The following is an 18,896-nucleotide window of genomic DNA, read 5'->3' as shown; positions in this document are numbered from 1 at the left end:
AGGCCTCGACGACCGAGAACGGAGGGACGAGATGGCCACCAACGCCCTGAACACGGCCACCGCCGGCCTGCGGGTGACCCAGGCCGCCATCGGCGTCGTCTCCCAGAACATCGCCAACGTCGGGACCGCCGGCTACGTCAAGCGGACGTTGTCCACGGTCAGCGACGGCGTCGGCAATTCGGGCGTCGCCACCGGCCTGATCAACCGCACCCTCGACGAGGCGGCCCAGACACAGCTGCGCCTGGAGACCTCGGGCTCCGCCTACACCGGCCGGATCGCCGACGTGCGCGGCCAGCTCGACAAGCTCTACGGACAGCCGGGTAGCGCCACCGCCCTCGACGGCGTCGTCAACGGCTTCGCCCAGGCGCTCCAGGGGCTGGCCGCCGATCCGACCTCACCGCCGGCCCGTTCGACGGTGGTCGACCGGGCATCGAGTCTCGCCGCGAAGATCGGCGGCATCGCGCAGGGCGTGCAGAACCTCCGCGGCGCCGCCGAGTCCCAGCTCGCCACCGAGGTTCGCGACGTCAACGACCTCCTCAGCGCGATCGCAAACCTCAACACCAAGATCGTCGCCTCGGGCGACGATTCCGCCAAGGCCGACCTCCTCGACCAGCGCGACCAGAAGGTCACGACCCTCGCGAGCTTCCTCGACGTCAAGACGGTTCCCCAGCGCGACGGCTCGGCCACCATCGTCACCGGCTCCGGGCTGACCCTGGTGGAACGGGCGGTGGCCACCACCCTGAGCTTCGACCAGCGCCCGGCGATGACCCCGGAGGCGAGCTATTCCACCGATCCGGCCAAGCGCGGGGTCGGCACCATCATCGCCCGCCAGCCGGGGGGGGCGGGCATCGACCTCATCGCCGACGGCGGCATCGGCTCGGGCTCCCTGGCGGCGGGGATCGAGCTGCGCGACACCATCCTGCCCCAGGCACAGCGCCAGCTCGACGATCTCGCCGCCGGGCTCTCGCGCAGCTTCTCCGACCGGCAGGCCACCGGGACGGCCGTCACCGCGGGCACCGCCTCGGGCTTCGACATCGACCTGACCGGCCTGAGCGCCGGCAACGCGATCACCCTGAGCGTCCGGGACGCGGCGGGCACGCAGCGCAACCTGATCCTGGTGCCCTCGAACCTGCGGCCGGCGCCCGCCGTGAGCGCGTCCGACACCAGCGACCCGTCCGCGACGGTGATCGGCTTCAGCCTGCCCACCAGACCGGGCGACCCGAGCGTCGCCGACACGCTCGCGGGCCTCTTGAGCCCGACCTATTCCGTCACCGCCCAGCCCGGCGCCGGGGCCGGGGCCTTGCGCATCCTGAGCGATCCGGCCGCGAACGCGCCGACCCTGCTCGCCACGAGCGCCAGCGTGACGGTGCCGCGCAGCGGCGCAGACACCCAGACCGGCCAGCCGCAGTTCGCGCTGTTCGTCGACGGCGCCAAATCGGGCAAGCTCTTCACCGGATCGATCGACGGGGGCAGCCAGCTCACCGGCTTCGCCCAGCGCATCGCCATCAACCCGTCGGTGGCGCAATCCACCGCCACCCTCGTCAACACCAGCCCCACCACCCAGAACGGCGACACCACCCGCCCCGATTTCCTCTACGACGCCCTGACACGCACCAACCGCACCTTCTCGGCAGCCAGCGGCATCGGCGGCATCAATGCGCCCTTCGTCGACAGCGTCCAGGGGTTCGCGCAGCGCATCGTCGACGCGCAAGGGGCGGGGGCGGCCAATGCCAAGGACCTCGACGAGGGCCAGACCATCGCGCTCTCCACCGCCCAGAGCCGCTTCGCGTCGAAATCCGGCGTCAAGATCGACGACGAGATGTCGACCCTCATCCAGCTCCAGACCGCCTACACCGCCAACGCCCGGGTGCTCACCGCCGCCCGGGACATGCTCGACACCCTGATGCGGATCTAGCGCGCTGCGGGGCCTGCCCCCGTTCCGCCGGCTCATCCCATCCGTGACCGCATCCGAGGCCCGCCATGTCCATCTCGCCCTTCACCGCCGGCACCTACGTCTCGGACCGGAACGCCGCCAACCTGGTGTCGATCAAGAACCGCCTCGACGGCCTCTCGACGCAGCTCGCCACCCAGCAGACCGCCGACAGCTACGGCGGCCTCGGGTCCGCCCGCACCACCAGCCTCTCGGCCCATGCCACCCTCTCGGCGCTGGACGGCTACGACGCGGCCATCGCCGGCGCCACCACGCGCGTCAACCTCGCCACCACCAGCGTCACCCAGGTCGCGACGCTGGGGGACGGCGTGCGCGCCTCCCTCGCCGCGGCGGGCACCTTCGGCACCGGCCCGTCGGTGGACACCGCCACCAAGATCGCCCGCAGCAATCTCGACGCGGCCCTCGACGCGCTCAACCAGCAGGCGGCCGGCCGCTACCTGTTCGGCGGCCGCGAGACCGATCGGCCGCCGGTGGCCGCCAGCGCCGCGATCCTCGACGGCGACCCCGTGCTCGGCCGCGACGGCCTCCGGGACGTCATCGCCGAGCGCAAGGCCGCCGACGGCGCCCTCAGCCCCGGCCGTGGCGGCCTCGCCGTGGGCAGCGCCGGCCCGGGCAGCGTGACGCTGTCGGAAGCCGCCACCGTCGCCGGCGACGGCGGCAAGGCCGCCGCCGACCGCGCCAACTTCGGCTTCTTCATCGGGTCAGTGACGAGTTCGCGCCCGGCCGCGATCCAGGCGACGCGCACCGCGGCGGTGGCCCCCACCGTGACCCCGAGCTTTTCGAGCCAGCCCAACGACGGCGACCTGGTGCGCGTGAGCGTCAACCAGCCCGACGGCAGCCAGCTGTTGGTGGATTACACCGCGCGCACCACCCCGACGCCGGGCACCAACGAGTTCGCCATCGGCACTTCCGCGGGCGAGGCCGCCGCCAACCTCTCGGCGAGCCTGTCGGGCAAGGCCGTGGCCGCGGCCCAGAGCGGGACCCCTCCCGGCGTGGACCTCGCCTTCTCCGGCGGTGCGCCCGCCAGCGTCGCGCTCTCCGTCTCCGGCACGACGCGCCCGGTCGACGGGGACACGGTGACGGTGGCGCTGGGCATGCGCGACGGCACCACCACCACCATCACGCTGACCGCCAAGTCGACCACCGCGACCGGCGGCAGCGGGCAGTTCCGGATCGATGCCGACCCGGCGGTGACCGCGCAGAACATGCAGGCGGCGCTCGCGAACGCCCTGGAGACCAGCGCGGCCACCACCCTGGCCGCATCCTCCTCGACGATCGCGGCCCAGGACTTCTTCGCCGGCTCGAAGCAGACGGCCTTCGCCCCGCGCCGGGTCGACACCGCCAACGGCGGCTTCGTCTCGGAACCCGCGACGGCGGCGGCCAAGACCGTGATCTGGTACACCGGCGACGACACTGCCGCCGACCCGCGCACCACCGCCGCGGTCCAGGTCGACGCCAGCCGCAAGGTCGGCATCGGCGCCCAGGCCAACGAGGCGCCGATCCGGGCCGTCCTGGCGGGGATCGCCGCCCTGGCGGCCGAACGCTTCACCGACACCTCCGCCGGCACGCCCGACAATGCCCGCTACCAAGCCCTGGCCGAGCGCTCGCGCACGGTCCTGGCGTCCGACCGGGCGGCGGGCAGCATCGAGAGCATCGCGAGCGACCTCAGCCTCGCCGCCCGCAACATGCAGGACGCCAAGGCCGAGAACGGCGCCACCCGCGCCGTCCTGCAGGACACCCTCGACGGCCTCGACACCGTCGACGTCAACGAGGTGACGGCCAAGCTCCTGGCGCTCCAGACCCAGCTGCAGGCGAGCTACCAGGTCACCTCGACCCTCTCGAAACTCACCCTGGTCAACTACATGAGCTGACGCCGCAGCGGGTCAGCGCGGCGTCGTCGGGATACCCGCGATCGGGCATTCCTCGGTCCCGACGCCGGGCCGGGTGATGGCGTGGACCGCCTCGCGGGTGCCCTCCGGGTCCTCGATCCAGCGACGGTAGAAGTCGTAGGGGCATTCGGCCTTGCCGTGCTCGTTCTCCTTCGAGTTGATCATGCCCGTGTAGCCGCGGTGCAGGAGCTTGAAGAGGTGGTTCTCGGACTGCATGTGCGTGCGCGCATCGCGGATCAGGAACTTCGAGAGCGAGGCATATTGGATGCCCATCTCCTCCGTGCCGCATTCGCCGAGCGTGCGGCCGTCGAAGCCGATGATCGCGGAGTGGCCGAAGTAGGTGTAGACGCCGTCGAAACCCGCCGCGTTGGCCACGGCGACGTAGCAGTTGTTGGCGAAGGCCATCGCCTTCGACATCAGGATCTGCTGCTCCTTGGCCGGATACATGTAGCCCTGGCAGCGGATGATGAGCTCGGCCCCGCGCATGGCGCAGTCGCGCCAGATCTCCGGGTAGTTGCCGTCGTCGCAGATGATGAGGCTGATCTTGAGACCCTTCGGCCCGTCCGAGACATAGGTACGATCGCCCGGATACCAGCCCTCGATCGGTGTCCAGGGCATGATCTTGCGATACTTCTGCACGATCTCGCCCTGGTCGTTCATCAGGATGAGGGTGTTGTAGGGCGCCTTGTTGGGATGCTCCTCGTGGCGCTCGCCGGTGAGCGAGAACACGCCCCAGACGCGCGCCTTGCGACAGGCCTCGGCGAAGATCGCCGTCTCCTCGCCGGGCACGGCCGAGGCGGTCTCGTACATCTCGGCGCCGTCGTACATGATGCCGTGGGTCGAGTATTCGGGGAAGATCACGAGGTCCATGCCCGGCAGGCCGGACTTCATGCCGACAACCATGTCGGCGATCTTCTTCGCGTTCTCGAGGACCTCCGCCTTCGTGTGGAGACGGGGCATCTTGTAGTTGACGACGGCCACGCCGACGCCGTCGTTGCTCGAGGAAATGTCGCCGTGCATCATGACGGTGCTCCTTCTGTCATCGCGCGTTTCGCAAAGCCCGACGCATTCCCCATCCCCTGGCGGGGAGAGGGCAGGGGTGGGGGCGGTTCCGCTTTCAGTGCGGCAGGGTCAGCCCGCCACCCCCACCTCCATCGTCTCCCCGCAGAGGTAGGAGGGGGGCCACTTTCGCGTCAGTGGCTGATCATCCACGGCCGCGCGTTGGGGAAGCTTTTCGCGGCCGCCGGTTGCTTGGTCCTGGCAGCGCCGCCGCAACAGCCGCAGCCGGCCCCGTGGCCCGACGAGCGGCGGGGCGCGTGGGCGCTCCGCTCGTTGGTCGCGTGCGCCTTGCGCTTGCCCGCATCCATGGAGGCGAGGTTGGGCGCGGTGAGGAAGGCGCGTCCGCACGACGACCCGCAGTCGGGGCAATCGTGCGGATCGCGGAACTGCGCCATCGGGCGCAGCACCGTGAACGGGCCGCAGCTATCGCAAGCGTAATCGTAGACGGGCATATCCGTGCTTTCAGGCAAAGTGGTCACGGTTTGCCGCGCGGAAAGAACGGCAAGCCAGGAGACTACAAATCCGGCGAGAGCGGCATCTGGATCGATCCGTCGATGTGCTTGATCGGCCCGTCCGCACCGGGGTTGATGTCGAAGTCGAAGATGCCCGTGGGAATCCACAGGGTGGCGCAGGCGTTGGGGATGTCGACGACGCCGGAGATGTGGCCCTGGACCGGGGCGGTGCCGAGGATCGAATAGGCCTGGGCGCCCGAGTAGCCGAACTTCTTCAGGTATTCGATCGCGTTGAGGCAGGCCTGGCGGTAGGCCACCGTGACGTCGAGGTAATGCTGCTTGCCGTATTCGTCGACCGAGACACCCTCGAAGATGAGGTGGTCGTCGAATTTCGGGGTGATCGGCGAGGGCTTGAAGATCGGGTTCTTGATCCCGTACTTCGCCATGCCGTCCTTGATCAGGCTGACCTTGAGGTGGACCCAGCCGGCCATCTCGATGGCGCCGCAGAAGGTGATCTCGCCGTCGCCCTGGCTGAAGTGCAGGTCGCCCATGGAGAGGCCCGCGCCCGGCACGTAGACGGGGAAGTAGATCTTCGAGCCGCGCGACAGATCCTTGATGTCGCAATTGCCGCCGTGCTCGCGCCCCGGGACCGTGCGGGCGCCCGTCGCGGCGGCCTTGTCCTTCGCCTCGCCCTTGAGCCGGCCCATGTGGGCGGTGGGACCGAAGGGGAGGGTGGCCAGCGCGGGAACGCGGGTGGGATTGGTGTCGAACAGCGCCTTCTCGCGGGTGTTCCAGGTCTCGAGCATCTTGGGGTCGGGCAGGCAGCCGATCAGGCCCGGATGGATCAGGCCGGGGAAGCGCACGCCGGGGATGTGGCGCGACTTCGTGAACATGCCCTCGAAGTCCCAGATCGACTTCTGGGCCTGCGGAAAATGCTCGTCGAGGAAGCCGCCGCCGTTGTTCTTGGAGAAGAACCCGTTGAAGCCCCACTGGCTCTCGGGCTTGGCGCCAATGTCCAACAGGTCGACCACCAGGAGGTCGCCGGGCTCGGCGCCCTCGACGCCGATGGGGCCGGAGAGGAAGTGCACGATCGACAGGTCGATGTCGCGCACGTCGTCGGCCGAATCGTTGTTCTTGATGAAGCCGCCGGTCCAATCGTAGGTCTCGACGATGAAGTCGTCGCCGGGCTTGACCATCGCCACCATGGGGATGTCGGGGTGCCAGCGGTTGTGCACCATGTCGTTGTCGTAGGCGGATTGGGTCAGATCGACCTTGATGAGCGTCTCGGCCATGCGCGTTCGTCTCCCTGGTGATCCCTGGATCCAGGCCGCTCGGCGGCCTTGGACGGCGTGTGTCCGGCGTCAGCGCGCAAGCAGTTCCTTCAGCGCGTCGTTCAGGACCTTGATGTCGTCGGGGCTCGTCCCGGGGCCGCCGGCGAAATGGCCCCACCACGTCTCGACCACGCGCAACTCCGCCTTCGGCATCAGCGCGGCTTCGATTTCGTTGTCGGCGGGTGGGAAGTAGAGGTCGGTGGAGGCCGGCATCAGGATCGCGTCCGCCGTGATCGCCCCGAAAGCGGCCTTGAGATCCCCATTGAAGATCTCGTTGGCGCTGATGTCGCCGTTCTGCCATGTCCACAGCATGGCAAGCAGGTTGTTGGCGTCCCGCGTGTAAAACAGGCCCTCCCAGAACCCGACGAGGAAGTCCTCCAGCGAGGCGTAACCCATGTGGGTCCGGTCGGTCTCGATCCGGTAGAAGGTCTGCGACAGGCCCCAGCCGGCATAGACCCGGCCGAAGGCGCGCAGGCCCCGCGTCGGCGGCGTCTCGTACCATCCGTCCTTGAAGGCGGCATCGGCCTGGAGCGCGGCCTTGGCCCCCTCCAGGAACACGAAGTTATGCCGCGAGCACTTGGCCGAACCCTGAAACGGCAGGATGCGCGGCACCATGTCGGGATACATCGCCGCCCAATGATAGGTCTGGAGCGCGCCCATCGACCAGCCGGTGACGAGGACCAGCTTTTCGATGCCGAACACCTCGGTCACCAGCCGGTGCTGCGCACGCACGTTGTCGTAGGCCGTGACGTTGGGAAAGCGCGGCCCGTTCCAGGGCGGCGGCGTGTTGCTCGGCGACGAGGACAAGCCGTTGCCGAACATGTTCGGGACGATGATGAAATACTTTTCCGGGTCCAGGGCCTTGCCCGGCCCGATCAGCCATTCGTTCTCGTAGTGCTGACCGGAGTACCATGTCGGGTAGACGATGGCGTTGTCCTTGGCGGCGTTGAGCGTACCGAAGGTCTTGTAGGCGAGCTTGGCTCCGCGAAGGGTCTTCTGGCACTGGAGAACGAAGTCGCCGAGGTCGAAGATCGCGTAATCGCTCATGGATTCCCCTCAGACCGACAGGAAGCGCGCCACCTTGGCTTCGTCGACGTCGGCCCGCATCGCCTCGTGGACGATGGCGCCGTTCTCCACGACGAGCACCCGGTCGGCGACGTCGAGGGCGAAGCTCAGCACCTGCTCCGAGACGACGATGGACAGCCCGCGGTCGTCGCGGATCTTGCGCAACGTCCGCCCCATCTCGCGGATGATCGAGGGTTGGATACCCTCGGTCGGCTCGTCGAGGAGCAGCACCTTGGGCCGGCTCGCCAGGGCGCGGGCGATGGCGAGTTGCTGCTGCTGGCCGCCCGAGAGGTTGCCGCCGCGCCGGCCCTTCATCTCCAGCAGCACCGGGAACATCGTGTAGAGGTCCTGCGGCACCTTGCGCTCGTTGGTGACGGTGAGCCCGGTCTCGATGTTCTCCTGCACCGTCATGGTCGAGAAGATCATCCGCCCCTGCGGCACGTAGGCGAGGCCCTTGGCCACCCGCTGGTGGCTCTTGAGGGTGGAGACGTCCTCGCCCGCGACCCGGATCGCACCGGACTTCACCGGCACGATGCCCATCAACGTCTTCATGAGCGTGGTCTTGCCCATGCCGTTGCGGCCCATCACGGCGACGATCTCGCCGGGCGCCACCGAGAAATCGAGCCCGTGCAGGACCTCGCTCTGGCCGTAGGCCGAGTGGAGGTTTTCCACCGACAGCATCGGCGTGACGCCGGCGGCGAGGGACGGCGGCACCGGAGCGGCCTGCGCGGGTCGGGGAGCGGTCTGAAGCATCGCGAAAAAATCCTTCAGTGGCCGAGATAGACTTCGATGACCTTGGGGTCGTTCTTGACCCGCTCCATCGACCCCTCCGACAGCACCTTGCCCTGGTGGAGCACGGTGACCCGATGGGCGATGTCCTCGACGAACTTCATGTCATGCTCGATCACCAGCACCGAGCGGCCGACGATGATCTGGTTGAGGAGTTCGGCGGTCTTGATGCGCTCGCCGACGCTCATGCCGGCCACCGGCTCGTCGAGCATCAGGAGCTCGGGGTCCTGGATCAACAGCATGCCGATCTCGAGCCATTGCTTCTGGCCGTGGCTGAGGAACTCGGCCCGCTCGGTGAGCTGGTCCTTGAGGAAGATCATGCTCGCGACCTCCTCGATGCGGTCGCGGACCTCGGCGTCGCGCTTGAAGGTGAGCGCCCCGAACACCGAGCGCCCGCGCGGGAACGAGATCTCCAGGTTCTCGAACACCGAGAGGTCGTCGTAGATCGACGGGGTCTGGAACTTGCGGCCGACCCCGGCCTGGACGATGGCGCTCTCGGAGAGCTTGGTGAGCTCCTGGCCCTTGTACTTGATCGAGCCGGTGCTGGCCTTGGTGCGCCCGCAGATCAGGTCGAGCACCGTGGTCTTGCCGGCACCGTTGGGACCGATGATCACCCGGATCTCGTTGGGATCGACGTAGAACGAGACGTCGTTGACCGCCTTGAACCCGTCGAAGGACACGGTGAGGGATTCCACCGCGAGCAGGAATTTCGGGGCGTCCGGGCTCTCGCCGATGAGGGGCGCATGCAGCATGGCGGCGTTCATGGACGGGGGCTCCTATTCGGCCGGGGTGCCGTGGGGCAGGGCACGGGCCTCGGCCGGCGCGAGGGCCTTCACCTTCCGGGTGAGGCGCGGTTCGACGTAGGTGCGGTAGATGCCCGCCAGACCGTTGGGGAAGGCCAGGACCACGGCGATGAACAGGGCGCCCAGGCCGAACAGCCAGAGTTCGGGGAAGCTCTCTGAGAAGCTGGTCTTGGCCCAGTTGACGAGCAGCGTGCCCCAGACCGCGCCGAACAGCGACAGGCGCCCGCCCACGGCGGCGTAGATGACCATCTCGATGGAGGGCACGATGCCCACGAAGGAGGGCGACATGAACCCGACCTGGAGGGTGAACATCGCCCCCCCGATGGCGGCGAACACGGCGGCCATGCAGAACGCGAAGGTCTTGAAGCTGGCGACCTGGTAGCCGGAGAACCGAACCCGGTCCTCCTTGTCGCGCATGGCGACGAGGATGCGCCCGAGCTTCGATTTCTTCACGTATTGCGCGAACAGGATGCAGCCGATCAGCAGCCCGCCGTTGACGAAGTAGAGGATGTTGTGGGCGCTGTCGGTGCGGATGTCCCAGCCGTTGAGGGTGCGCAGGTCGGTGATGCCGTTGATGCCGCCGGTGTAGCCCTGCTGGCCGACGATCATGATGGTGAGGATCGCCGCGATGGCCTGGGTGATGATGGCGAAATAGGTGCCGCCGACCCGGCGCCGGAACATCGCCGTGCCGATCACGAAGGCGAAGAACGCGGGCAGCGCCACCACCAGGAAGAGGGTGAGGGGCAGGCTCTGGAACGGCTTCCAGATCCAGGGGAGCTCGGTGATCTGGTTCCAGTCCATGAAGTCGGGGATGCCCGGCGTCGACTGGATCTTGGTGTTCTCGACGCTGGATGCCTCGAGCTTGAGGTACATGGCCATGCAGTAGCCGCCCAGACCGAAGAAGCAGCCCTGGCCGAGCGAGAGGATGCCGCCGAAGCCCCAGCAGATGACGAGGCCGAGCGCCACGAAGGCGTAGGTGAGGTACTTGCCAACGAGGTTGAGCCGGAAGGCGTCGAGCAGCATCGGCAGGACGACGAGGATCACCGCGGCGAGCAGTGCCAGGCTCACCCACTCCATCGGCTTCATGAACGGGTTGTCGTGGACGCTCTCGGCGGCGGCGGATCGGTGTGCCATCGGTGTGTGCTCCATCCTCGCCTCCTCAGCGCCGGACCTTGAGGGTGAAGAGGCCCTGCGGCCGCAGCATCAGGATGCCGACGACGGCGAGCAGCGTGATGACCTTGGCGGTGGAGCCGGACAGGAAGAACTCTAGCGTCGACTGGGTCTGCGAGATCGAGAACGCCGAGGCGATGGTGCCGAGCAGGCTCGCAGCCCCCCCGAACACGACGATGAGGAAGGTGTCGACGATGTAGAGCTGGCCCGATGTCGGCCCGGTGGACCCCACCATGGTGAAGGCGGAGCCGGCGATGCCGGCGATGCCGCAGCCCAGGCCGAAGGTGAGGCGATCGACCTTCTCGGTGTCGATGCCCACCGCGCCGGCCATGGCCCGGTTCTGCACCACGGCGCGGACCTGGGCGCCGAAGCGCGAGCGGTACATCAGGGCCGCGACGCCGAGCGTGATGAGGGTGGTGACGGCCATGACGAAGATGCCGTTGATCGGCACCTCGATGGTGTCGGTGACCTGCACCGAGCCGATCAGCCAGGACGGCAGTTCCACGCCGACCTCGCGGGCCCCGAACACCGTGCGGTAGGTCTGCTGCAGGATCAGCGACAGGCCCCAGGTGGCGAGCAGGGTATCGAGCGGACGCTTGTAGAGGTGGCGGATCAGGCTCCACTCCACCAGCATCCCCAGCGCCCCGGAGGCGAGGAAGGCGAGCGCCATCGCCACGAAGAAGTAGGCGGCGAACAGCCCGGGCAGGTAGGTCTGGAAGAAGGTCGAGCAGAGGTAGGTGACGTAGGCACCCAGAATCATGAACTCGCCGTGCGCCATGTTGATGACGCCCATCTGCCCGAAGATGATCGCGAGCCCGAGCGCCATCAGCAGGTAGACCGAGAACAGGATCAGGCCGGCAAAGCCCTGCATCGCGAAGATCGCGCTCAGGTCAGCGAGTGAGTAATCACCGAACATCGCCCGATCTCCGATTCATCTAGCCGGCGCGGATTGTCTTTTGTCGTCCGCCCCGACCGCTGCCCCAGCCCGAGGCGCCAGAGCGAAGCGGAGGCCTCGAGGGAGACATCCGGCACGCACGATCGTCTCTCGAACCCTCCTTCGAGCCCCGCTCCGCGGGGACTTCGGGATGAGGCCAAGGGCGGATCGAGGCCGGCGGGCCATGCGGGGCCCGCCGGCCGTTGCAAGTCGCGCGCCGACTACTGGTAGCCCTTGGGGAAGGGGTTGGGCTCGATGAGGTCGGGGCTTTCGTAGACGACCTCGAACTGGCCGCTGGGCAGGGCCCTGGCGACGCGGGTCTTCGACCACAGGTGATGGTTGGGGTGGATCTTGACGTAGCCTTCCGGCGCTTCCTTGAACTCGATGTCGGCCGAGGCCACGGCGAGCTTGTCGACGTCGAAGGAGTTGGCCTTCTCGCAGGTCATCTTCCACAGGTAGGGTCCGAGGTAGGCCGCCTGGGTGACGTCGCCGATCACGGTCTTCTCGCCCCACATCTTCTTGAAGGCGGCGACGAACTTCTCGTTGTTCGGGTTCTTGAGCGACTGGAAGTACTTCATGCACGAGTAGGCGCCGGCGATGTTCTCGCCGCCGATGCCGTCGATCTCGTCCTCGGTCACCGAAATGGTCAGCAGGGTCTGCTTCGAGAGGTCGATGCCGGCCGCCTTGAGCTGCTTGTAGAACGCCACGTTGGAGCCACCGACGACGTCGGTGAAGATCACGTCGGGCTTGGTCAGCTTGAGCTTGTTGATGACCGAATTGAACTGGGTATGACCGAGCGGGAAATATTCCTCGCCGACGACCTTGGTCTTGAGCACGTTCTCGATGTGCTTGCGGGCGATCTTGTTCGAGGTCCGCGGCCAGATGTAGTCCGAGCCGATGAAGAAGAACGTCTTGGCGCCCTTCTCCTTGGCGACCCAGTTGAGCGAGGCGAGGATCTGCTGCGTCGCCTCCTGGCCGGTGTAGATGACGTTCTTGGACTGCTCCAGGCCCTCGTAGAAGGTCGGATAGTACAGGAGGCCGTTGTACTGCTCGAACACCGGCAGCGCAGCCTTGCGCGAGGCCGAGGTCCAGCAACCCATCACGGCGGCGCAATGGTCGTTGACGAGGAGCTTCTTGGCCTTCTCGGCGAAGGTCGGCCAGTCGGAGGCGCCGTCCTCCTGGATGATCTTGATCTTGCGGCCGAGCACGCCGCCGGCGGCGTTGATCTCCTCGATGGCGAGCTTCTCGGCCTGGATCGAGCCGGTCTCGGAGATCGCCATGGTGCCGGTGGCCGAGTGCAGAATGCCCACCGTCACTTCCGTGTCGGTGACCGCGAGGCCGCTGGTGTTGACCATCGCGGTCGGCGGGCCGGCGGCGAACGCCTGTCGCGGCAGCAGGGCCAGGGCCGGAGCGCCGGCCAGACCCATCAGGAGCCTGCGCCGCAGCGCCGATTGCAAACCGGTGTTCGTCTCGTCTGCCATCGTGACCTCGACCCCTGTTCGTTCAGCGCGCGGCTCGTGACACTGGCCGCGACCCGACGAAGCAAAGGCTAGGCCGCATGACGCGCCGCAGCATATACGCTGTTTTGCGTAGGTCGCTTCCGCGAGCGGGGCCTGCGGGAGGTGACATAGGTCGCGGCATAGGCCATATGCTCCGACCATGGAACGTATCGTCAGCCTTTTCCGCAACGGCCGGAGTCAGGCCCTTCGCATCCCGCGCGAATTCGAGCTTCCCGGTAAGCGGGCCATGCTGCGTCGGGAAGGAGGACGGCTCTTCATCGAGCCTTTCGACGACGTCTCGTTGTCCGCCGCTTTGTCCGGCCTCGCTCCGCTCGATGCCGAGGATCGGCTCGATGTCATCGCGGATCTCGAGGTCGATCGGGTCGATCTGTGAGCCGGTTCCTGCTGGACACCAACATCATGTCCAGCCTGATCAACGATCGTGGACAGAGCCCCGTCCTGAGGCGGATCGCACAGGCCGGTGACGATCGGGTGTGCACGAGCGTCATCGTGGCGGCGGAGATTCGCTATGGGGTCGCCAAACGCGCATCCATCAAGCTCGCCGAATCGGCCGAGCGCATCCTCGGGGCGCTACCGGTTCTCGCTTTCGAGCCGCCGGCCGCGAAGACCTATGGCGACATCCGGTCGGATCTCGAACGGCGAGGCCTGATGATCGGCGCGAACGATCTCCTGATCGCAGCGCAATGCCTATCGCTGGACCTCGTGCTCGTCACCAACAACAGGCGCGAATTCGAGCGTGTCCGAGATCTGAAGATCGAGGATTGGTTGACCTGACCGGATCGACGGCTGCGATAGGCCGCGTGCACGATCCTTGCTCCGGAGGGGACATCACGTGAACCGATCAGGCTCGAGTTCTATCGCGGCGCTGGATTTCTTTCCCGGCGCAATGAAGCCGACCCCATGACCGCCCGGCAGCGCATCGTCCCCATCCGCCGCGACTACAACCGCTTCGTCGCCGACGAGACGCTGGAGGACTATGCGCTCCGCTTCACCGCCAAGTCGGCGCGGCGCTGGTCGGGGTTCCAGGTGGCGCAGACGGCGTTGGGCTCGCTCTCGTTCCTGGCGCTGGAGGCGATCGGCGGCACCCTGGTGCTGGCCACGGGCTTCACCAACACCGTGGCGGCCGTCCTCGTCGCCGGCCTCGTCATCTTCGCCACGGCCGCCCCCATCAGCGTCTATGCCGCCCGCTTCGGAGTCGACATCGACCTGCTGACCCGCGGGGCGGGCTTCGGCTACATCGGCTCCACCATCACCTCGCTGATCTACGCGAGCTTCACGTTCCTGTTCTTCGCCATCGAGGCGTCGATCATGGCGCTGGCGCTCAATCTCGCTTTCGGCCTGCCGCTGTCGATCGGCTACGTCGTCAGCGCGCTCGCCGCGATCCCGCTGGTGATCTACGGGATCAGCCTGATCAGCCGCTTCCAGATCTGGACGCAGCCGATCTGGATCGTCCTCAACCTGCTGCCCCTCGCCTTCATCGCGGCCAAGGGCGGGGGCTCGTTCGAGGCCTGGACCGGCTATGCCGGCACCTCCGGCCGGGCCGACGGTTTCGATCCGGCCGCCTTCGGCTTTGCCGTGGGCATCCTCCTCGCCCTGCTGGCGCAGGTGGGCGAACAGGTCGACTTCCTGCGGTTCGTGCCCGAACGGACGGCGGCGCATCGCGGGCGCTGGTGGGCGGCGGTGCTCGGCGCCGGGGCCGGCTGGATCCTGCCCGGCATGCTCAAGATCCTGCTCGGGTCGTTCCTCGCCGTGCTCGCCCTCGGCCACGGCGTGCCGGCCGAGCAGGCGAGCGACCCGACCCGGATGTACGCCATCGCCTTCGGCTACGTGGTGCCCTCGCGCGAGGCGGCGGTGGCGCTGATGGCGCTGTTCGTCGTCATCTCGCAGCTCAAGATCAACGTGACCAACGCCTACGCCGGCTCCATCGCGTGGTCGAACTTCTTCTCCCGGCTCACCCATTCGCATCCGGGGCGGGTGGTGTGGCTGATCTTCAACGTCGCCATCGCGCTCCTCCTGATGGAGCTCGGCATCGACAAGACCATCGCCAGCACGCTCTCGCTCTACGCCGTCGTCGTCTCGGCCTGGGTCGGCGCGCTCTCGGCGGATCTCGCCGTCAACAAGCCGCTCGGCCTGTCGCCGCCGGGCATCGAGTTCAAGCGCGCCCACCTCTACGCGATCAACCCGGTCGGGACCGGGGCGATGGCCGCCGCGATCCTCGCCGGTTGCGCGGCCTATGCCGGGTGGATGGGGGAGGGGCCGCAGCCGTTCGCGCCGGTCCTGGCGCTCGCCACCGCCTTCGCCGGCGCGCCGCTGATCGCCTACGCCACGGGCGGGCGCTACTACCTGGCGCGCAGCGCGAAGACCGACTGGGGCGGCGCCTCGACCATCACCTGCCAGGTCTGCGACCATCCCTTCGACACCGAGGACATGGCCCATTGCCCGGCCTACGGCGGAGCGATCTGCTCGCTGTGCTGTTCGCTGGACGCGCGCTGCGGCGACCTGTGCAAGCCGCACGGACGCCTCGACGCCCAGGCCCAGGCGGCCCTGGCGACGGTGCTGCCGAGCCGCACCGCGGCCTGGATCGGGGCGCCGCTCGGGCGCTACCTCGCGCTGATGGCGACCCTGGTGGCGGTGATCGCGCTGATCCTCGGCATCGTCCACGCCGGGGCGGCGGCCGAGAACCCCCAGCACCGCGAGGCCCTGGCGACGGCCCTGACCAGCGTATTCCTGATCCTCGTCGTCATCCTCGGGGTGGTGGCCTGGCTGTTCGTGCTGGCCCAGGAGAGCCGCCGGGTGGCGCAGGGCGAGACCGCCCGCCAGACCGCCCTGTACGAATCCGAGATCGAGGCCCACAAGGTCACCGACGCCAAGCTGCAGGAGGCCAAGGAGATCGCCGAGGCCGCCAATCTCGCGAAGAGCCGCTACGTGGTCGGCATCAGCCACGAGTTGCGCACGCCGCTCAACGCCGTGCTCGGCTATGCCCAGCTCATCGAGGGCGACCCCGAGATCCCGGCCTCGCGCCAGAACGGCATCCGCGTCATCTGCCGCAGCGCGCAGCATCTCTCGGGGCTCATCGACGGCCTCCTCGACATCTCGCGGATGGAGGCAGGGCGGCTCCAGGTCCACCGCAACGAGATCCGGCTGTCCGATTTCCTCGACCAGATCGTCGACATGATCAGCCTCCAGGCGAGCGAAGCCGGCCTCGCCTTCCGCTTCACGCGACCCGCCAACCTGCCCGCGGTGGTGGCCACCGACGAAAAGCGCCTGCGCCAGATCCTGCTCAACCTCCTCTCCAACGCCATCAAGTTCACGGCCACCGGCGAGGTCGTCCTCGATCTGAGCTACCGCAACGAGGTCGCGGTGTTCACGATCCGCGACACCGGGCTCGGCATCCCCGAGGCGGACCTGCAGCGGATCTTCGAGCCGTTCGAGCGCGGCTCGACCCCGGCGGCACGGGCGACGCCGGGGACCGGCCTCGGGCTCACCATCGCGCATCTGCTGGCGCAGGTGATGGGCGGCGAGATCACCATCGCGAGCACGGTCGGGCAGGGCACCCAGGCGCGGGTGCGCCTGATGCTCGGCTCGGTCTCGCGTCCCGCCGTGGTGCCGGTCCAGGCCACCCGCGCGCGCGGCTCGGTGGGCGGCGGGCGCATGGTGATGGTGGTGGACGACGATGCCGCCCATCGCGGGCTCATGCACGAGATCCTCGAACCCTTGGGCCTCACCGTGATCGACGCCGCCGACGGCCCGGCCTGCCTGCGCCTTTCCGCCTCGCACCGGCCCGACCTGTTCCTCCTCGACATCGCGATGCCGGGCATGAGCGGCTGGGCGCTGGCGCGCACCCTGCGCGAGACGGGCCACACCGCCCGCATCGCGATGATGTCGGCCAACGTCCACGAGATCGCCCCGAACCGGGGCGACGACGCCCCCCACGACGACATCATCGCCAAACCCTTCGACCTGCGGGACTTCGTCGAGCGGGTCTGCGTCCTGCTCGGCCTCGACCGGCCCCAGGCGCCCGAGACGCCGGCCGCGGCCGTCCCGCTTTCCGAAGCGGCGCCCCGGCGCGAGCACGTCGCCGACCTCCTTCGGCTCGGGCGCATCGGGCATATTCGCGGCATCGAGGCCAAGCTCGACCAGATCGCGGCCGAGGAGGCGGCGCCGACCGCCTTCGTGGCGCGGATGCGCGGCCTCGTCGCCGCTTACGACCTGCGCCGCTACATGAGCGTGCTCGAAGGGCTCGCCCGCGATGGCTGAGCCACAGCGCGACATCGTCCTCGTGGTCGACGACTCGCCCGAGACCCTGAGCTTCCTCACCGAGGCGATCGAGCGGTCGGGCGCCACCGTGCTGGTGGCGGTGGCCGGCGACCTCGCCCTGGCCCTCGTCGACGAGATCACCCCCGACGTCATCCTGCTCGATGCGGTGATGCCCGGCATGGACGGGTTCGAGACCTGCCGCCGGCTCAAGGCCAAGCGCCACCTCGCCCATGTGCCGGTGATCTTCATGACCGGCCTGTCGGAGACCGAACACATCGTGAAGGGGCTCGACGCCGGCGGCGTCGACTACGTGACCAAGCCGATCGCCCCCGACGAGATCCTGGCCCGCATCCGGGTGCATCTGGCCGGTGCCCGCTCCGCCCAATCGGCGCGGGCCGCCCTCGACACCACCGGCCGGACGCTGTTCGCCGTCGACCCGGCCGGAGCCGTGCTGTGGTCGACCCCCCAGGCGGCCCGGCTGCTCGCCGAGATCGCGCCCGAAGCCGGGCCCCTCGGCCTTTCCGCCGCCGCCCGGGCCTGGCTCACCGGCTGCCTGTCGGGGGGCAAGGCCGGCTCGTTCGCGCTCCACGACCGGGCCGGCGCCACCCATTCCTTGAGCTTCATCGGCAGCACCGGGGCCGAGATCCTGCTGCGGCTGACGCGCGACGGCACCGCCGCCGGCCTGGAGCGCCTGAGCCGCCGCCTGCCGATCACCAGCCGGGAGGCGGAGGTGCTGCTCTGGCTCTCGCGCGGCAAGGCGAGCCGCGATATCGGCGAGATCCTGGGATTGAGCCCGCGCACCGTGACCAAGCACCTGGAAGGGATCTACGCCAAGCTCGGGGTGGAGAACCGCACCGCCGCTTCGCTGATCGCCGCACGGTGCCTTCAGGATCTCGAATAGGCCGCCGAAGCCCGGTGCAACGGCCGGCACCAGCCACGGTTGGTGCGCGAGCGCACATCAAGATTGTGCACCATCGATCGGTCGCGAAGCCCTCTTTGCACGTTTGCACGCCTCGCGAGGGCACGGGCAGCCGATTTGTCTCGGCATTTCGGCCTCGGCGCGATGGTGCACCGCACACCGGGTGACGATCCCGCGTTCGCAAGACCCGTCGGGTGCGACGGATTGCCGACGAAGGATCGACGGGAACGCGGCGGGAGGAGCCGACTTCTCACCCCATGCCGACGGCACCGATGCCGGTCGGACGGCACGATCATTTTCTAAAGGACGTCACACCCACCATGCGTACCATCACTCTCGCCCTCGTCGCCGCGACCCTGAGCGCCACCGCCGCCCTGGCGCAGTCGCCGTCCGGCAACGTCGGCCAGCCCGAGCGCGCTGTCCCGCAGGCCGGGCAGACCACGCGCGGCCCCATCGACAACCCCTCGACCTACGGCGTCTACCGCAACGCCGACCGCCCGGTCCTCGTCGATCCCGACGCCACCGGCACCGTGATCGACGGACCCTACCGCTCCAACAGCGAGGCGATCGTCGAGGATTCGGCCAAGGGCGGCAACGCAGAGCAGATCAACCGGGCCGTGCCGAACCTCGGAACCACTTCGGGCGGCCCCCAGTTCTAAGTCTTGCGAGAACGATGTGAAGCGGCGGCGGGGCGAGAGCCCCGCCGTTTTCGCATGTGGCGGCCAGTGCCGGCACTGGCCATCCGGCCGAGGCCGGG

Annotated in this window: 16 protein-coding genes; 7 read left to right on the top strand and 9 right to left on the bottom strand. The window is 68.4% G+C overall.

Annotated features, from left to right (window positions below):
* The first annotated feature begins 31 nt into the window (after nt 1-31).
* Complete coding sequence (flgK, locus tag ASG59_RS12300; protein ID WP_055888291.1) at nt 32-1,915, top strand: flagellar hook-associated protein FlgK; 1,884 nt, start codon at nt 32-34, stop codon at nt 1,913-1,915.
* 65 nt (nt 1,916-1,980) lie between these two features.
* Nucleotides 1,981-3,822: a hypothetical protein gene (locus ASG59_RS12295; RefSeq protein WP_056409119.1), complete on the top strand. Its 1,842-nt coding sequence runs from the start codon at nt 1,981-1,983 to the stop codon at nt 3,820-3,822.
* A 12-nt stretch (nt 3,823-3,834) separates the two neighbouring features.
* Here the strand turns inward: ASG59_RS12295 and ASG59_RS12290 are convergent, their stop codons facing one another.
* The 9 genes from ASG59_RS12290 to urtA form a co-directional block, all read right to left on the bottom strand.
* Nucleotides 3,835-4,863, bottom strand: a complete 1,029-nt coding sequence (locus ASG59_RS12290) for an aliphatic amidase (RefSeq protein ID WP_056409117.1) — start codon at nt 4,861-4,863, stop codon at nt 3,835-3,837.
* A gap of 170 nt (nt 4,864-5,033) precedes the next feature.
* Nucleotides 5,034-5,351 carry a zinc ribbon domain-containing protein gene (locus ASG59_RS12285; protein ID WP_056409115.1) on the bottom strand — a complete coding sequence of 106 codons (318 nt, stop codon included), beginning with the start codon at nt 5,349-5,351 and terminating at the stop codon, nt 5,034-5,036.
* Nucleotides 5,352-5,413: 62 nt separating this feature from the next.
* Complete coding sequence (gene fmdA, locus ASG59_RS12280; RefSeq protein ID WP_055888298.1) at nt 5,414-6,643, bottom strand: formamidase; 1,230 nt, start codon at nt 6,641-6,643, stop codon at nt 5,414-5,416.
* Between the two features lie 69 nt (nt 6,644-6,712).
* Nucleotides 6,713-7,729, bottom strand: coding sequence for an alpha/beta fold hydrolase (locus tag ASG59_RS12275; RefSeq protein ID WP_056409113.1), 1,017 nt, complete (start codon nt 7,727-7,729; stop codon nt 6,713-6,715).
* 9 nt (nt 7,730-7,738) lie between these two features.
* Nucleotides 7,739-8,500: an urea ABC transporter ATP-binding subunit UrtE gene (gene urtE, locus ASG59_RS12270; protein WP_056286372.1), complete on the bottom strand. Its 762-nt coding sequence runs from the start codon at nt 8,498-8,500 to the stop codon at nt 7,739-7,741.
* 14 nt (nt 8,501-8,514) lie between these two features.
* Nucleotides 8,515-9,300 carry an urea ABC transporter ATP-binding protein UrtD gene (gene urtD / locus ASG59_RS12265; RefSeq protein ID WP_055888303.1) on the bottom strand — a complete coding sequence of 262 codons (786 nt, stop codon included), beginning with the start codon at nt 9,298-9,300 and terminating at the stop codon, nt 8,515-8,517.
* 12 nt (nt 9,301-9,312) lie between these two features.
* Nucleotides 9,313-10,473 (bottom strand): urea ABC transporter permease subunit UrtC, encoded by a 1,161-nt coding sequence (gene urtC / locus ASG59_RS12260; protein ID WP_056409111.1) that lies wholly within the window; start codon nt 10,471-10,473, stop codon nt 9,313-9,315.
* Nucleotides 10,474-10,498: 25 nt separating this feature from the next.
* Nucleotides 10,499-11,425 (bottom strand): urea ABC transporter permease subunit UrtB, encoded by a 927-nt coding sequence (gene urtB / locus ASG59_RS12255; RefSeq protein ID WP_055888305.1) that lies wholly within the window; start codon nt 11,423-11,425, stop codon nt 10,499-10,501.
* Nucleotides 11,426-11,664: 239 nt separating this feature from the next.
* Entirely contained in the window at nt 11,665-12,924 is a 1,260-nt protein-coding gene (gene urtA / locus ASG59_RS12250) for an urea ABC transporter substrate-binding protein (RefSeq protein WP_056286365.1), read from the bottom strand.
* Between the two features lie 178 nt (nt 12,925-13,102).
* On the opposite strand from urtA, the gene ASG59_RS12245 reads away from it, so the two are divergent.
* From ASG59_RS12245 to ASG59_RS12225, 5 genes are all read left to right on the top strand, one after another.
* A complete protein-coding gene (locus tag ASG59_RS12245; RefSeq protein WP_055888309.1) occupies nt 13,103-13,336 on the top strand; it encodes an AbrB/MazE/SpoVT family DNA-binding domain-containing protein in 234 nt (77 codons plus the stop codon).
* Nucleotides 13,333-13,737, top strand: a complete 405-nt coding sequence (locus ASG59_RS12240; protein WP_056409109.1) for a type II toxin-antitoxin system VapC family toxin — start codon at nt 13,333-13,335, stop codon at nt 13,735-13,737. Before ASG59_RS12245 ends, ASG59_RS12240 begins: the two co-directional genes overlap by 4 nt.
* A gap of 126 nt (nt 13,738-13,863) precedes the next feature.
* Complete coding sequence (locus tag ASG59_RS12235) at nt 13,864-17,220, top strand: ATP-binding protein (protein WP_056409107.1); 3,357 nt, start codon at nt 13,864-13,866, stop codon at nt 17,218-17,220.
* Nucleotides 17,213-18,121 (top strand): DNA-binding response regulator, encoded by a 909-nt coding sequence (locus tag ASG59_RS12230; RefSeq protein WP_056409105.1) that lies wholly within the window; start codon nt 17,213-17,215, stop codon nt 18,119-18,121. The genes ASG59_RS12235 and ASG59_RS12230 overlap by 8 nt, the downstream gene beginning before the upstream one ends.
* 338 nt (nt 18,122-18,459) lie before the next feature.
* A complete protein-coding gene (locus ASG59_RS12225; RefSeq protein ID WP_156387784.1) occupies nt 18,460-18,798 on the top strand; it encodes a hypothetical protein in 339 nt (112 codons plus the stop codon).
* Nucleotides 18,799-18,896 lie beyond the last annotated feature (98 nt).

Origin of the sequence: Methylobacterium sp. Leaf466 (assembly GCF_001425565.1) — a bacterium.
Classification (GTDB): Bacteria; Pseudomonadota; Alphaproteobacteria; order Rhizobiales; family Beijerinckiaceae; genus Methylobacterium.
Note: the sequence above shows the minus strand (reverse complement) of the source record. Positions and strands in the feature narration are given on the sequence as shown.

What these genes read in the sequence shown, in the direction of transcription:
- flgK (WP_055888291.1), top strand. Translation starts at nt 32, where the DNA reads ATGGCCACCAACGCCCTGAACACGGCCACCGCCGGCCTGCGGGTGACC.
- ASG59_RS12295 (WP_056409119.1), top strand. Translation starts at nt 1,981, where the DNA reads ATGTCCATCTCGCCCTTCACCGCCGGCACCTACGTCTCGGACCGGAAC.
- ASG59_RS12290 (WP_056409117.1), bottom strand. Translation starts at nt 4,863, where the DNA reads ATGATGCACGGCGACATTTCCTCGAGCAACGACGGCGTCGGCGTGGCC.
- ASG59_RS12285 (WP_056409115.1), bottom strand. Translation starts at nt 5,351, where the DNA reads ATGCCCGTCTACGATTACGCTTGCGATAGCTGCGGCCCGTTCACGGTG.
- fmdA (WP_055888298.1), bottom strand. Translation starts at nt 6,643, where the DNA reads ATGGCCGAGACGCTCATCAAGGTCGATCTGACCCAATCCGCCTACGAC.
- ASG59_RS12275 (WP_056409113.1), bottom strand. Translation starts at nt 7,729, where the DNA reads ATGAGCGATTACGCGATCTTCGACCTCGGCGACTTCGTTCTCCAGTGC.
- urtE (WP_056286372.1), bottom strand. Translation starts at nt 8,500, where the DNA reads ATGCTTCAGACCGCTCCCCGACCCGCGCAGGCCGCTCCGGTGCCGCCG.
- urtD (WP_055888303.1), bottom strand. Translation starts at nt 9,300, where the DNA reads ATGAACGCCGCCATGCTGCATGCGCCCCTCATCGGCGAGAGCCCGGAC.
- urtC (WP_056409111.1), bottom strand. Translation starts at nt 10,473, where the DNA reads ATGGCACACCGATCCGCCGCCGCCGAGAGCGTCCACGACAACCCGTTC.
- urtB (WP_055888305.1), bottom strand. Translation starts at nt 11,425, where the DNA reads ATGTTCGGTGATTACTCACTCGCTGACCTGAGCGCGATCTTCGCGATG.
- urtA (WP_056286365.1), bottom strand. Translation starts at nt 12,924, where the DNA reads ATGGCAGACGAGACGAACACCGGTTTGCAATCGGCGCTGCGGCGCAGG.
- ASG59_RS12245 (WP_055888309.1), top strand. Translation starts at nt 13,103, where the DNA reads ATGGAACGTATCGTCAGCCTTTTCCGCAACGGCCGGAGTCAGGCCCTT.
- ASG59_RS12235 (WP_056409107.1), top strand. Translation starts at nt 13,864, where the DNA reads ATGACCGCCCGGCAGCGCATCGTCCCCATCCGCCGCGACTACAACCGC.
- ASG59_RS12230 (WP_056409105.1), top strand. Translation starts at nt 17,213, where the DNA reads ATGGCTGAGCCACAGCGCGACATCGTCCTCGTGGTCGACGACTCGCCC.
- ASG59_RS12225 (WP_156387784.1), top strand. Translation starts at nt 18,460, where the DNA reads ATGCGTACCATCACTCTCGCCCTCGTCGCCGCGACCCTGAGCGCCACC.